Origin of the sequence: Nostoc sp. ATCC 53789, from assembly GCF_009873495.1 — a bacterium.
In the GTDB taxonomy this organism is placed as follows: domain Bacteria; phylum Cyanobacteriota; class Cyanobacteriia; order Cyanobacteriales; family Nostocaceae; genus Nostoc; species Nostoc muscorum_A.
On record NZ_CP046705.1, the window covers coordinates 238340 to 252553 of the forward strand.

Genomic DNA, 14214 nt, shown 5'->3' on the forward strand with positions numbered 1-14214 from the left:
ATATCCAGTCAACAGTCATCAGTTACCTATTATGAAACCTACTATCGAAAGCATTATTGACCTGTTCACCAAAAAGGGTTCTCAATCCTATGGTGCGGAAGCTGTCACCCAGTTAGAACACGCCTTGCAATGTGCTAGCCTTGCTGAAATATCAGGTCAAAACCATGAATTGATTACCGCTTGCCTACTCCATGATTTAGGGCATTTAATCCATAACTTGGGAGATAATCCCGCCACCCAAGGCATAGACGATCAACATGAACATCAAGCCATTTCCTTACTAAGTCAGATTTTCAGTCCAGCAGTCACACAACCGATTAGGCTTCATGTCGTCGCCAAACGCTATCTTTGCTCAGTTGTTCCTCAATATTGGGACAGTCTCTCAGCCCCATCCAAACGCAGCTTAGAACTGCAAGGAGGCATATTTTCCCCTAAACAGGCAGAGAAATTTATTCAGCAACCTTATGCTCAAGATGCTGTGCAGTTAAGGATTTATGACGACAAAGCTAAAATCACAAATTTGCCAACACCCGATTTAAACCACTTCACCCAATTTATGACCGCCTCTTTAAATAAGCTGTCGTGCATATAAGTTGTATGTACATCTTTTCGTATGGTCTGTTAACAGTCATCAGTCTAATGAATATCTCTCCCAATCCCCAATCCCCAATCTCTAATCCCCAATCCCCAGAAACAGGCTTTAACTTTGCTTACTTAGACGAGCAAACAAAGCGTTCCATTCGCCGCGCCTTGCTGAAAGCTGTGGCAATTCCAGGACATCAAATTCCCTTTTCTTCCAGAGAAATGCCCATGTCTTACGGCTGGGGTACTGGTGGAATTCAGGTAACGGCTGCTGTAATTGGTCAAACTGATGTGTTGAAAGTAATTGACCAAGGAGCAGACGACACCATTAACGCCGTTAATATTCGTCGCTTTTTCCAAAAAGTTTGTGGTGTAAAAACCACAGAACGCACACAAGAAGCAACTTTAATTCAGACTCGCCATCGCATACCCGAAACGCCACTACAGGAAGGACAGATTTTAGTTTACCAAGTACCAATACCCGAACCTTTGCGGTGGCTAGAACCATCATCTGTAGAGACGGGCAAGATGCACGCTCTAGAAGAATACGGGGCTATGTACGTCAAGCTGTACGAAGACATTACCACACATGGACATATTGCTACATCCTACGACTATCCAGTAATGGTGCATAACCGCTATTTGATGAGTCCTAGCCCGATCCCACGCTTTGATAATCCCAAAATGCAGATGAGTCCGGCATTGCAATTATTTGGTGCAGGGAGAGAAAAACGCATATATGCAATTCCACCATATACCAAAGTCAAAAGCCTCGACTTTGAAGACCATCCGTTCACCGTAGAAAAATGGGATAAAGCTTGTGAGTTATGCGGTTCTACAGAAAGCTACTTAGATGAGGTAGTGATTGATGACCAAGGTGGGCGAATGTGGATCTGCTCAGATACAGATTTTTGTGGGGGACGGTTGACGGATGATGGATGACTGATAAATGACGACTGATCAGTATGGACTAATGACTAATGACTAAACCTCTTTTACAAGTTCACCAACTGAGTAAATCTTACGGCGCAATTAAAGCGTGCGATCGCATTTCTTTTAATCTCTATCCTGGGCAAGTTCTCGGTATTGTCGGAGAATCAGGTTCAGGTAAGTCTACTTTACTGAGTGCAATTGCTAATCATACTGCTGTTAACAAAGGTAATGTTACTTATACTAGTCGTAGCGGTGAAGACTTAGAAATTTTTCAACTTGCGGAAGCTAAACGGCGGTTGTTGATGCGAACTGAGTGGGGCTTTGTGCAGCAAAATCCCCGTGATGGTCTGCGAATGAAGGTCAGTGCTGGAGCAAATATCGGCGAACGCCTACTAGATATTGGGGTACGGCACTATGGCAATATTCGGGATGAGGCTAGGCACTGGCTACAACAAGTAGAAATTGACCCCACAAGGATAGATGATCTGCCAGTTCGCTTTTCTGGAGGGATGCAACAAAGATTACAACTTGCCCGTGTATTGGTGACACGTCCTCGGTTGATCTTGATGGACGAACCAACGGGAGGTTTGGATGTATCAGTGCAAGCGAGGTTATTAGATTTATTGCGATCGCTTGTCCGCAATTTTCATCTTAGCGTGATTATAGTTACTCACGATATCGGCGTAGTCAGGCTTTTAGCACACAGATTATTAGTTATGCAACAAGGACAGGTAGTGGAATCAGGTTTAACTGACCAAGTACTTGATGATCCACAACATCCATACACCCAACTCTTAGTCAGTGCTGCTTTAACACCCTGATATTTGTTGATTGTTGACGGTAACAGTCAACAGTCAACAGGAGCCAGTGCGTTGCGCGGGTTTCCAAGGCACTCTGTTGGGCGGCTTTGCCGACTTGAAAGAAATACCGCCGCATTGAAACAACTGGCGTTCAACAGTCATCTATTTTCTTAACCATGCAATCATTAACTGTTAATCATCGTCCAGTAAGCTCTTCTGGCAAAGCACTTTTACAAGTTGAGAATTTGCGAAAAAGTTTTACTCTGCATCAGCAAGGAGGCATTAATCTATCGGTGCTAGAAGGTGTTTCTTTAAGCGTTAATGCTGGGGAATGTGTCGCCCTTTCTGGAGCATCTGGCAGTGGTAAATCTACATTTATGCGCTGTTTGTATGCTAACTATCGCGTTGATAGTGGTTCAGTCTGGATAAAACATCAGGAAGATTGGGTTGATTTGTGTCAACTCGCTCCCCATGAGATTTTAGCAGTCCGGCAGAAAACCATTGGATATGTCAGTCAGTTTTTAAGAGTAATTCCCAGAGTACCAGCCTTAGAAGTTGCCGCAGAACCACTATTAGAATTAGGGGTAGATATAAATGTCGCATATAACAAAGTTAAAGACTTATTTTGTCGCCTCAATCTCTCAGAACGACTGTGGCATCTTTCCCCCACTACCTTTTCTGGAGGCGAAAAGCAACGGGTAAATATTACTCGTGCTTTAGCAGTTGATTATCCAATTTTGCTACTAGATGAACCAACTTCAGCCCTAGACGCTACCAATCGCCAAGTAGTAATTGAACTGTTGCAAGAGAAAAAAGCTAAAGGCAGTGGCTTAATTGGCATTTTTCACGATGAAGAAGTGCGATCGCAACTTTGTAACCACGAATTAATCTTTGACAGGTGATTTGCCAAAACAGGATGATGCCAGTATTAAAAATTACGAATTACGAATTACGAATTAGTATGAGTGAACAGATTTACACTAACTATCGTCTGCAACTACCAGATCAAGAACTGCTGGGTACTTTGGTAGTGCGAGATGGATTGATTGCTGATATTCAGCCAGGAATTGTAAGTCATGGTCAAAATGGTCAGGGAGATTATCTATTACCAGGATTGATTGAGTTACACACCGATAATCTCGAACGCTGTATGTCTCCCCGTCCCGGTATTCGTTGGCCTTTAGAAGCAGCAGCAGTTTATCATGACCGAGATTTAGCCAGTGCGGGAGTAACAACAGTGTGTGATGCGATCGCAATTGGTGATGTCGCAGCTGGCTCTCCTCGCTTAACTAACTATGCGCCGATGATTGATGTCATTTCCCAAGCACAAGTCTTCGGACGCTTCTGTGTGGAACATCGCATTCATCTACGCTGTGAACTGGCTTTTGAAAAGGTTTATGAGATTACAGCACAATACTCAGATCATCCTCTTTTATCAATGATTTCGCTGATGGATCATACTCCAGGTCAACGGCAGTTTACTCGGTTGGACAAGTTTAAAGAGTATTATATGGGAAAACACGGTGTTACTCCTGACAAAATTGACGAGTTCATCATTATTCGCCAGCAACAGCAACAAATATATGCACAAAAAAATCGTATGGCTTTAGTAGAACTTACCAAAGCCAAAGGTATTTCCTTAGCAAGTCACGATGATGCTACTGTGGAACACGTCCAAGAAGCGGTACAAGATGGAGTAGTACTAGCTGAGTTCCCAACTACATTAGTAGCTGCCAAAGCAGCGCATAACTTAGGATTACAAGTTTTGATGGGTGCGCCTAATTTAGTGTTAGGTGGTTCTCACTCTGGTAATGTTTCAGCTATGGAACTTGTTTTGCACGGTTTAGTTGATGTGATCTCTTCTGATTATGTTCCTCAAAGCTTATTGCAATCCATCTGGATAATTGCCCATAAGACTGGCAAGCCTATTTACCAAGCTATGCAATTATTTACCAGTAATCCAGCCAAAGCCATTAATCTATTTTGCGATCGTGGTAGTTTGGAGGTCGGAAAAAGAGCTGATGCGATCGCTGTTCATGATGATGGTATCATACCCCGTTTGAGTGCAACTATCTGTCGAGGTGATCGTATTTCTTAAGTTAAAAATATTATATGTAAATGCTGAGAGAGGGAGGGGACATGAAAGCTAAAACTTAGACATAATAAGCTCTATAGCCCTCAAACCTCGTAAATAATATTCAATCTTATTGCAATTTAATTCCATTAATTTTGAACAATACACCAACAATTATCCATGAAACTTACCCAGGTTTGACTATATAAATCGCATAAAACTACTATATCTCCTGATCAATCGTTCATATTTTTTAACTTTAGCAATATATTTTTGTACACCAATACGGATTGCTCCTCAATATTACTATTTACCATTCTGGATTAAAATTTCCAATATTATATTAAGATGACCTTTTCTCATCAATACTATATATTTAATATAGGAATCCTATTTGATTTTTGAAAAAACTCCGTACATTCCAAGAGTGGGAAAATCAAAGGTAGTGTGTCGGATGAACCACTCAAACATCCACTTTAAATGGGAGAAAGAAGGAATCAAGGCACAAAAACGTCGAACCCATGTTTTAGCTTGCAACCAGATATCTTCAATAGGATTTTGTTCTGGGCAATTAGGGGCGAAACGAACACAATGAATTTTCCATTGTTCAGGTGCTAAACCCTGATTAAGTTCGTCTAAAAAGCTTTGAATTTCTTTGGAACGAGAACAAGGTGCTGTTTACAAAGCTTGAGTTTGGACTAATTTGCATTTAGCAGCAATGAATAGAAGGCAAGAGAAAGTGACCCAACTTCTTTTAGAGGCTGAGTTAAATGGAATTGTTAAAAAAGAAGCAGAAACTAAGCAGCAGTTAGATCGGCGTTCTTAAGTGATTCTTCGGTTTTAGGTTTTTTAGATGCGTGTTTTTTGACAGTGGGATAACGGGGACGAGGAGGTGGCTGATGCCCTTGGGCACGACCAGGTGATTTACCGCGAGTTTTAGGCGGTTGAGCAGGAGTGCCAATGGTGGCTAAAATTAGGGGAAAGGCTTGTGCTACACGCCCTGGAGACAGTGTATCCTGAGTTGATTGCCACGGCAATGGAGAGTCGATGCAGACAACTCTAGCTAACCATAGTTGCCAAGTTAACAAAGGCATGAGGTCACTCCATCGCTCTGCTGCCTGAGTAGAGCCAAGCTGAGGCTGTGTCCAATATAATCGTTGCTTTGCAAATCTATACCAATGTTCTAGGGCAAAGCGGCGTAAGTATTTGTGCCAAAGGTTCTCTAATGGAGGCATCGTCTTGCCTAACCAAGCTAGCCATAATGGTTGGAACTTCCGATTGCGTCCTACTGGTTTAATGACCTCGACACGAATGATTTCCATTGCTCGGTTTGGCGATTGAAGGAAATGAAACCTACTCCAACGCATCACTTTAACTCGACCAATTTTGGGGTCTTCGATTTCTAGAGTCTCCCTTGCTATTGGCCAAGTTTCAGGGTCATTCAATTTGAACTTATGACCATGCTTGCACGGAGCGCCTCGTCCCTTATAAGCACTGGGTGTACCCCAAACACATCGGTTTGAGGCTAAACGCAGCAACAGGTCTACCTCAATGTTCTCTGTTGCTTGGACAAATTTGGCGTTGCCATAACCTCGGTCATAAGCAGCAAGCGGTCTTTTTCCTAACTCACGAGTCACAGTTTTGAGTTGAAATACTGCTTTGCTTGTTGGAGTTTCAAAGCTGGTTATCCGTTCATGTCTCAACGGTAATGCCCAACTCCCATCCGCCTCTGGTATCCAGGCTAAAGTACTGTAACTTTGCCCGATGCCTATGCTCCCTCCTCTGTCCCCATGAAAAGTTCTTTCCCTAAGTGTTCTCGCTTCTGGTCGTGACCAAAAGCTATGATCTCCTGCTAGAAATGGCTGCTCTTCTGTCGCTACCTCCTTCACCATCAGTTTCATCAGTTTCCTTCTGGGTGGACGACTATCATGCAGTGCTGCATAAATACTCGACCATTGCCGTCTAAATACTGGGTTTTGAGACAAGCTGACGAATGATGGGATACTTGGACTTGTCAATACTGCATCCATCAATTCAAATACTGCATCTTTGGCCTTCCCCAAACAATCGTAGATAGCTTGGCGGAATTTTTCTAGTTGTGTCAGGATCATCACGTCAATGATTTATCGATTACTTTCATTGACTTTACGGCAGTCAGTGTTACTGCTGACTGCTTTTCTCTAGCCTTTTAGTCCAAAGTCCAGTACAAAGATAATCAGGTGAATAATTGGAAAAATAAGTGATTCTGATTCCAGAATGGGTATTTTAATACTATATGTAGATGTAAACATAAAAATAACGTGAAATAACTAAGTCTAGATTTGTACTAAGAAGATTTTTTTGAATATGGATAACGACAATCAGATAGACAAAGACAATTTCCTCTACCAGCGCTATCGATATCTTGGAAAGTACACGCCTCAAAATCTTTTATTCAATGCTAATCTTCAAGAATTTTCTGAACGTGTTTGTTATCTCTCTAATCTACAGACTTCGGGAAAAATTTCTTCACAGAAGTGCTATGAGGAAATTGAGTTCCTCTGGCAGCAGTTGACACAGAGCTTTAAGACGCTAATAATTGATAAATTTGACGTAAATGAATGATTGTTACACTTGATTACTCCTGGTTTGCTAGTATTCTTTTAAATAATTTGTTTTAGGTACTAAAACATACACAAGAAAATTTGCATAGCTCTGGGCTGACTCTGAGGAATTTTCCATATTGTCAACACTGTATACACAATGATATATTTACTGTATACACTGTTGACAAAGTAGAGGAATATGGGAAAAAAAAGCAAGGAATCGCCTATTGTAAGCTTCCGTGTGCCACATTCTGTTGTCGAAAAGTTAATTACAGAAGGCAGATTAAAGCCTAGCCATATAAAGTCAGAGTTATCCAACCTAATCAAAAATGACTGGTTAGCCTCTGTTGATGCTGGTGTAGAAGCAACCGTGAGTGTAAATACTGTTTATGAGCAACTAGCAAAAATAGATAGAGTTCTAGAAATACTTGAGGACAATAAGCCGAATGGCGTTATTGATGACAATGTAGACAGTGTTGAGAAAATTAGCCTCCCTGAAAGCTCCGACTCAATCTCGCCAGATAATCAGCTAGAGGTTGCCAACAGTAATGTACATCGCGTAGAGCAAATAAATGGGGATAATACACCTGTAAGTGTTGTTGATGACAATGTGGACAGTGTTGAAAAAATTAGCATCCCTGAAAGCTCCGACTCAATCTCACCAGATAATCAGCTTGTAGAGGTTGCCAACAGCAATGTACATCGCGTAGAGCAAATAAATGGGGATAATACACCTGTAAGTGTTGTTGATGAAAACAGTATTGAGTCATTGAATTTGAAAAGAAATACTTATACGGCGCTTCTCGATGCACAAGTTAACACAATAGAAGATTTAAAGAAATATGGTGTCACAGGCTTGCAAACGCTGAAAAATCTGGGAAATAAATCTGTATCTCAGATAGTTGAAGCATTGCAAAGCCGAGGGATTGAGTTACCAGAGTTACCAGACCCGGAACACACGCCTTCTCTCTGAGCAGTAATTTTGAAAGCTATGCACTAAGACTTGATGAGCGTTTTCAATATCGCAGTGTCAACAACATTGTTTGCGATCGCACAATTAAGAGACATAATCTAACACTAATAATAATTTAACCTACGTAAGCAGCACAGTTAGTTATTATCCTGTTGTGTTTTTAGCTCGAAATGCAAACGGACTACTGGACTTACGAGGTTAAATTAGACCTAGTGTTATTTAATTTTTGGCGCAAAGTTTATCGTAATGGGTGGTTGACAGGAGCAGTAATAGTTTTACTAATTACCTTCAACACGTTATTTAGTGCAAAAGGTGCAACGACTGTTGAAGGTTTTGAAACTGGCTCAAAAGGTAGTTATACTTCCTCTGATGTCACCCTTGGTACAGGTGTTTGGAATTTAGATGATGCCTTGATTGGGAATCTTACCAGTGATGCTAAAAGCGGTACACAATCTGTACGTATTCGCAACAGTGGTAAAGTCTCAATGAAATTTGACCGCAGCACTGGTACTGGTACAGTTAGCATTAAACACGCAAAGTTTGGTTCTGATAGTAGTACCAATTGGCAGTTGTGGTGTTCAAGTAATAGTGGTAGTTCATGGTTACAGGTAGGTTCAACAGTCACAACTAGTTCAACAACCTTACAGACTGCAACTTTTACGCCTAACATTTCTGGCACATCTCGCTGTGAAGTCCGCAAGAGTGATGGTACTACTAACAGAACCAACATTGATGATATTACCATCACCGATTACGGTACTTCGGGTGGTGGCGGTAGTACAAATGTACACCTAACAATGGGTAATCCCAGTGGTGCTGGGGCTTCAGATATAAACAATTATTTGCTCGATAAAGCGCAATATGCAGTTGGATACAATTGTTCATTAGGACGAGCCAATTGGGTATCTTGGCAGTTGAATAGTAGTTGGTTAGGAAGCACACCAAGACAAGATGACTTTCGTGCGGATACTACCTTACCAACAGGATGCTATCAAGTTCAATCTACCGATTTTAGTGGTAGTGGATTTGATAGAGGACACATGACCCCTTCAGGCGATCGGACTAGCACAGTTGCGGTTAACTCCAGCACCTTTTTGATGTCCAACATGATTGCACAAGCACCTGATAACAATCAGGGAATTTGGGCTAACTTAGAAGATTACGCTAGAACTCTGGTTAGCCAGGGAAAAGAACTCTACATTATATCTGGTGGATATGGCGTAAGTGGGACTGGAAGCAATGGAACTTTTAGCACGATTGCTGGTGGTAAAGTGACAGTTCCCAATCGTACTTGGAAAATTCTTGTTGTCTTAGACACTCCTGGGTCTGGAGTCTCTGGTGTCACAACATCTACAAGGGTGATTGCAGTTAACATTCCCAACGCCCAAGGGGTTCGGACTGCTGACTGGAGAAATTACCGAGTCAGTGTTGATTCACTTGAATCTCTAACCGGATTCGATTTTCTATCACTTGTTTCAACATCTATTCAATCTGTAATAGAAGCACGAGTTGATAATTTGTAAGTTTCGCTAATTTCAAAAACGATTCAAGTCTGCCCACATAAGTAAGTGGGCAGACTTGCAATTTGACCACTAAGTTTCAACAATTTTTGTTGAAACTCCTGCTAAGTCTTCATCTAAAGTTTTTCCAATAATATAGACATCAATATTTCTTGTGCCTATGCGATAAACCTTGATTGACTTTAGATTCTCTTTTAGGGATTCAACAAGTGTTTGAAATTTGTTAACATCTGATTTCTGCAATTCATTATGCCACTCTTGTTCAAAGGCGCAATTCCTAAAAAAATACTCTAATTGGCGTTGCATAATAGAGGGATGAATTGAGGTTATCTACTGTGCAATGTCCATACTGTGGGTCTACGGAAATCCGGAAGAATGGAAAGCGAAGAGGTAAGCAAAATCACATCTGTACTAACTGCGACGTGCGTTCCGCCCCGCTTCGCTAACGCCAATTTATAGATGTGTACAATCCGCCGAAGGGATATTCAGAGGAGGTGAAACAAGAATGTTTAAAAATGTACCTGAACGGCATGGGTTTTCGCGGGATTGAGCGAGTTAAAGGTGTGCATCATACTACCATCATTTATTGGGTCAAAAAATTAGGAGAAAAACTTCCAGACGTGCCAAAAGAAGATATCATTCCAGAAGTTGGAGAACTGGATGAATTAGAGACATTCATCGGTTCAAAAAAACAAAATTTGGCTTTGGACAGCAGTAAATCACTTTACTCAGGGTATTTTAGCCTGGGTTTTAGGAGATCATAGTGCTGAAACCTTTGAGCCATTGTGGGAAATTGTTAAACATTGGAAGAGCTATTTTTATATCACAGATGGCTTATTGTTTACCCAAGTTTTATCCCCAATGGAGACCAAATTGTGAGTAAAACATATATGACTAGAGTTGAAGGCGAAAATACCCGCTTGCGTCACTATTTAGCCCGACTACACCGCAAAACATTGTGCTATTCAAAGTCAGTAGATATGCTGAAATATTCAATTCGATTATTAGACTTATCCTTAATATAAATAGCATGAGATAATAAAAAGTTGGAGTAGCAATTATGTGGAAAGAATATGACAAGTCCTTTGGCAAGAATTGAATCGTATCCTCATGAAGCTAAACGCCTAATTGGAATTAGTTATGACCATTTTTTAGCATTGGTCGGCCTGGCAGAGCAAAGGCATATAGAAAAACAGGCAGAAATTGAAAAAAAGAAAATTCGGATTATCGCTCCTGGAGGCGGGCGTAAACCAGAAATGTCAGCCAAAGAAGGAATATGCTTATGTCTAGTTTACCTGAGACAAAAACCAATTTTTGAGATTTTAGGGTTGCTGTTTAACATTTCCAAAACTAAAGCCAATGATGCCTTCAATTATTGGGTAGATATTTTGCGAGATATTTTACCAGCATCTCAAATAGAAGAAGTATCAACAGATAGTCAAAAATATCAAGAATTACAGCGAATGCTGTCTGAATACGAATTAATTGTCGATAGCACTGAACAACCTACAGCAAGACCTGTAGACTATCAAGAGCAAAAACGATACTACTCTGGCAAGAAAAAAATGCACACTCTGAAAAATCAATTTATTGTTCTACCTGGAGGGGAAGATATTGTCGATGTCCGTGTCGGAATGTTAGGGAAAACAAGCGATATTAATTTATTTCGAGAAACCCGCCATAAATTTACTGACACGCAACAGTTTCTCGGCGATAAAGCTTATATAGGAGATGATGCCATTACCACCCCTCATAAGAAACGAAAAAATACAGAAATCTCGGAATTACAAAAACAAGAGAATAAAGAACTTTCGTCACGCCGAATCGCTGTTGAACACATGATATGTCGGGTAAAAATATTTCGAGTAGCCAGTGATAGATTCCGTCTAGCTCGACATCGATATAATCAGGTAATTCTGGCTGTTTGTGGGCTGGTAAGATTAAGAATTAATCGGTTATTTTCTGTTACTCTTAGTACTTAATTTGCTATTTGTAAATTCATTTATTCTGATTCTACGTTTTTGCTCTAATTCCATTTTTTTCTCTCTCAATGCCTTCAAACCCTTATTTCCTCGTACAGCCAGATGGCGATCGCTCCTTCCGTGCAAATCCTTGTAACTCTCTCCTGGTAAGCTTTCATCCCACATTCCGCAGGTTAGTTAAGAAAGAAGATAATATTTTCGACAAGGAGCGCCAAAAAACTGAAGAATCCATTGCCTTTCATGGGTTAAGTTGGCAATTTGCTTGATTTGGGAGACGGTAACCAAATGAATTGACATAAAACATTGGAACACCCAACGTAAGGTGGGAGTAGAAGTTGGTTTACCCAACTGATTATCAATAGTTTTTTTTGCCCGTTCTAAGGCTTGACGTAAAGCTCTTTGACCCAGACTATAAACAAGCAAGCACAAACCCATAATCATTGCTAATGCGGCAACTCGCTCAGTCGAATTGAGAAAGACACTGGAAGTAAAAAATAAAGGGTCTTTGAGAAATCGGAAACCACGCTCAGTAGACTGCTGTGCCTTATATTCACGTAAAACATCTTCATCGCTGAGTTCTTCGGCATCGAGGACATTGGTCGCTAAAATAAATCTTCCAGCGCGTTTGGTTTCGATGGCGATGGCTATTTCCTTGGGTTCTAGCGTGGCATCGACTTGGTAGTAAAAGGTAGGGGCAGCATCCTTACTGGGTCTACCACGTCCAGTATGTTTTTTTACTTCCTTAACCTGGATATTAGCCAGTTGGTGTAAGGGCAACTTAGAACTGAGCCGTTGTGCCGCAATCAGAGCATCTTTTGAGCAAGCAAATTCTTGGTTTGACAACTGCCGAAGTTCGGATTGGGCAACTGATAACTTTTTAATTAAACGTTTTTCCAACTGCTTGAGGTCAGCTTCTTTTCTGGCTTGACTTTCGTTAGTCCCGCCTCATATAATTGGTCCAATACTCGACCCAAACGGTCATCGTTTAAGTGTTCTGGACGTATTCCTTCTCCTAAAAGATGCTCGGTAGCTTTGCCTACGAAAAACTTTTCAAACAAATATAACGGCGCACTCACGAATCCTAATCCGTTTAAAATCATTGCTTTTACAACTTGACCTGCACTGATGATTTCTTGAGAGTGAGTTCCCAGCAGTCGGTTAATTTGTTCTACTAAATTCATCTCATCACAGATGCCTGCGACTATGCCGCAGTGGTCAATATCCTGTACCCTGATATTTAATGATGCTGTCATGCTTCTAAAATGCAGCATTTAGGTCATTTTCAAAAATACAGCATTTACGAGCGCACCTGCGGAATCTGGGTTTCATGATTCGCGGATGAGTCTATTGGACTCAACAGCCTGAGTTTTTGGATCAGGAGTTACAACAGGTAGTGCGTGATGCGGAACTTGGAGAGCGGCTGGCAGATAAACTGGTGAAAATATACCGAACTGATGGCGAAGAATCCTGGATACTTGTGCATCTGGAAATTCAAAGTCAAGAAGAAAGCAACTTTGCAGCTAGGATGTTTACCTACAACTACCGCATATATGACAGATACAAGCGATCTGTTGCATCCTTAGCAGTTTTAGGTGATGAGCGTTCAAACTGGCGACCGAATCAATTTGGTTACAACCTTTTTGGCTGTACGGTTGAGTTCACATTTCCAATTGTCAAGTTGTTAGACTATCAACAACGTCAATCAGAATTAGAAGCCAGCCGAAACCCTTTGGCGACTGTAGTGATGGCACATCTAAAGGCGATGGAGACACGCGATGATAGAATAGAGCGCAAGCAACAGAAATTGGTTTTAGTGCGTAGATTGTACGAACAAGGCTTAAGACGGGAAGATGTTATTAACTTATTCGGTTTCATTGACTGGATGATGACTCTACCAGCGCAACTAGAGGAAGAGTTTTGGCAAGAATATCGTGATTTTGAGGAGTCTTTAAGTATGCAGTATGTTACTTCTGTTGAACGATTTGGTATTGAAAAAGGTAAGCTTGAAGCTTTGTTAAAAGGTATAGCCTTGGGATTAAAGCTCAAATTTGGAAAATCGGGTCAAGATTTATTCCCTGAAATCGAATCTATCCAAGATGTAAGCTTGCTAGAAGCCATCTTGGAGGGGATAGATACAGCGAGTACTGTCTCACAATTGCGTCAAATTTACCAGTAGCACATAATAGATACGCAATCCAGTTGTTTGATCTGCACCACTAAGGGTCATTTAGTTTCAGGCAATTGATGTGAGTGAGTCCTTTGGAGATACTGACCTTCAGGTAAGGGACTAAAATGAAAAGTAGTAGAAGTGACTGAATCGTTCGCTTGAGAAAAAACACTTATAGTGTGGCAATGTCCAAAAATAAATCAGCCAAAAAACAAAAATCAAATGGATTCGACAGCCAATTTCAACAATTAAGGATTGGGCAATTTTATGGCTTAATGTCCCAAAAATTGGGGTAGGTTGCGTTGTGATTAATTATTTAGCTCACCCAGCAACAGGTGATTTGTTCAAAGTAGCAACCTACGCATTACCGACTAGTAATGATTTACTGCCAATGGATAGAATTGTTGTGGCTGGACTTAACCCAAAAGAATCTATCGCATACGTCCGCTTAATTAGCATCCAGTCAGAATCGGTTTTAGCTGTCACACACATGAGCGCCCCAATTATGGATGAGGTTGTAAATGTTAATACCAACGACGAGATAACGCTTTTCAGATAGTCATTAGCCAAGATAAATCAACCCGATAGCAAGGGCGAT

12 protein-coding genes and 4 pseudogenes are annotated in these 14214 nt (G+C 40.9%); 12 read left to right on the plus strand and 4 right to left on the minus strand.

What is annotated here, in order from left to right:
* The first annotated feature begins 31 nt into the window (after positions 1–31).
* The 5 genes from GJB62_RS32865 to phnM all read left to right on the plus strand — a co-directional run bounded on the left by GJB62_RS32865 (position 32) and on the right by phnM (position 4413).
* Positions 32–592 (plus strand): phosphonate degradation HD-domain oxygenase, encoded by a 561-nt coding sequence (locus GJB62_RS32865; protein WP_114086309.1) that lies wholly within the window; start codon positions 32–34, stop codon positions 590–592.
* Positions 593–639: 47 nt separating this feature from the next.
* Entirely contained in the window at positions 640–1524 is an 885-nt protein-coding gene (locus GJB62_RS32870) for an alpha-D-ribose 1-methylphosphonate 5-phosphate C-P-lyase PhnJ (protein ID WP_114086301.1), read from the plus strand.
* 38 nt (positions 1525–1562) lie between these two features.
* Positions 1563–2336: a phosphonate C-P lyase system protein PhnK gene (phnK, locus tag GJB62_RS32875; protein ID WP_114086302.1), complete on the plus strand. Its 774-nt coding sequence runs from the start codon at positions 1563–1565 to the stop codon at positions 2334–2336.
* 155 nt (positions 2337–2491) lie between these two features.
* On the plus strand, positions 2492–3217 hold the full coding sequence (gene phnL / locus GJB62_RS32880) for a phosphonate C-P lyase system protein PhnL (RefSeq protein WP_114086303.1): 726 nt from the start codon (positions 2492–2494) through the stop codon (positions 3215–3217).
* A 59-nt stretch (positions 3218–3276) separates the two neighbouring features.
* Positions 3277–4413: a phosphonate metabolism protein PhnM gene (phnM, locus tag GJB62_RS32885; protein WP_114086310.1), complete on the plus strand. Its 1137-nt coding sequence runs from the start codon at positions 3277–3279 to the stop codon at positions 4411–4413.
* Positions 4414–4779: 366 nt separating this feature from the next.
* On the opposite strand, the pseudogene GJB62_RS32890 reads toward phnM, so the two are convergent.
* Together GJB62_RS32890 and GJB62_RS32895 are read right to left on the minus strand one after the other, a co-directional pair.
* Positions 4780–5052: pseudogene (locus GJB62_RS32890) on the minus strand (IS630 family transposase); the annotation flags it as partial.
* 134 nt (positions 5053–5186) lie between these two features.
* Positions 5187–6500 (minus strand): NF041680 family putative transposase, encoded by a 1314-nt coding sequence (locus GJB62_RS32895; RefSeq protein WP_114086304.1) that lies wholly within the window; start codon positions 6498–6500, stop codon positions 5187–5189.
* 235 nt (positions 6501–6735) lie between these two features.
* On the opposite strand from GJB62_RS32895, the gene GJB62_RS32900 reads away from it, so the two are divergent.
* From GJB62_RS32900 to GJB62_RS32910, 3 genes are all read left to right on the plus strand, one after another.
* Positions 6736–6993 carry a hypothetical protein gene (locus GJB62_RS32900; RefSeq protein ID WP_114086305.1) on the plus strand — a complete coding sequence of 86 codons (258 nt, stop codon included), beginning with the start codon at positions 6736–6738 and terminating at the stop codon, positions 6991–6993.
* Positions 6994–7173: 180 nt separating this feature from the next.
* Positions 7174–7947 (plus strand): DNA-directed RNA polymerase subunit alpha C-terminal domain-containing protein, encoded by a 774-nt coding sequence (locus GJB62_RS32905; RefSeq protein ID WP_114086306.1) that lies wholly within the window; start codon positions 7174–7176, stop codon positions 7945–7947.
* 170 nt (positions 7948–8117) lie between these two features.
* Positions 8118–9470, plus strand: coding sequence for a DNA/RNA non-specific endonuclease (locus GJB62_RS32910; RefSeq protein ID WP_245246281.1), 1353 nt, complete (start codon positions 8118–8120; stop codon positions 9468–9470).
* A gap of 69 nt (positions 9471–9539) precedes the next feature.
* Here the strand turns inward: GJB62_RS32910 and GJB62_RS32915 are convergent.
* A pseudogene (locus GJB62_RS32915) lies at positions 9540–9764 on the minus strand (nuclease A inhibitor family protein); the annotation flags it as partial.
* A gap of 38 nt (positions 9765–9802) precedes the next feature.
* Here GJB62_RS32915 and GJB62_RS32920 point away from each other — a divergent pair.
* Both GJB62_RS32920 and GJB62_RS32925 read left to right on the plus strand, forming a co-directional pair.
* Positions 9803–10496: pseudogene (locus GJB62_RS32920) on the plus strand (IS1 family transposase).
* 44 nt (positions 10497–10540) lie between these two features.
* On the plus strand, positions 10541–11449 hold the full coding sequence (locus GJB62_RS32925; protein ID WP_159402448.1) for a transposase family protein: 909 nt from the start codon (positions 10541–10543) through the stop codon (positions 11447–11449).
* A 177-nt stretch (positions 11450–11626) separates the two neighbouring features.
* Here the strand turns inward: GJB62_RS32925 and GJB62_RS32930 are convergent.
* Positions 11627–12702 (minus strand): annotated as a pseudogene (locus tag GJB62_RS32930) (IS1634 family transposase).
* Between the two features lie 116 nt (positions 12703–12818).
* Between GJB62_RS32930 and GJB62_RS32935 the strand changes: the two are divergent.
* Together GJB62_RS32935 and GJB62_RS32940 are read left to right on the plus strand one after the other, a co-directional pair.
* The gene (locus GJB62_RS32935) at positions 12819–13625 is read left to right on the plus strand and encodes an Rpn family recombination-promoting nuclease/putative transposase (RefSeq protein ID WP_114086196.1); all 807 of its coding nucleotides are present in this window, start codon (positions 12819–12821) and stop codon (positions 13623–13625) included.
* A 295-nt stretch (positions 13626–13920) separates the two neighbouring features.
* On the plus strand, positions 13921–14175 hold the full coding sequence (locus GJB62_RS32940) for a hypothetical protein (protein WP_114086195.1): 255 nt from the start codon (positions 13921–13923) through the stop codon (positions 14173–14175).
* Positions 14176–14214 lie beyond the last annotated feature (39 nt).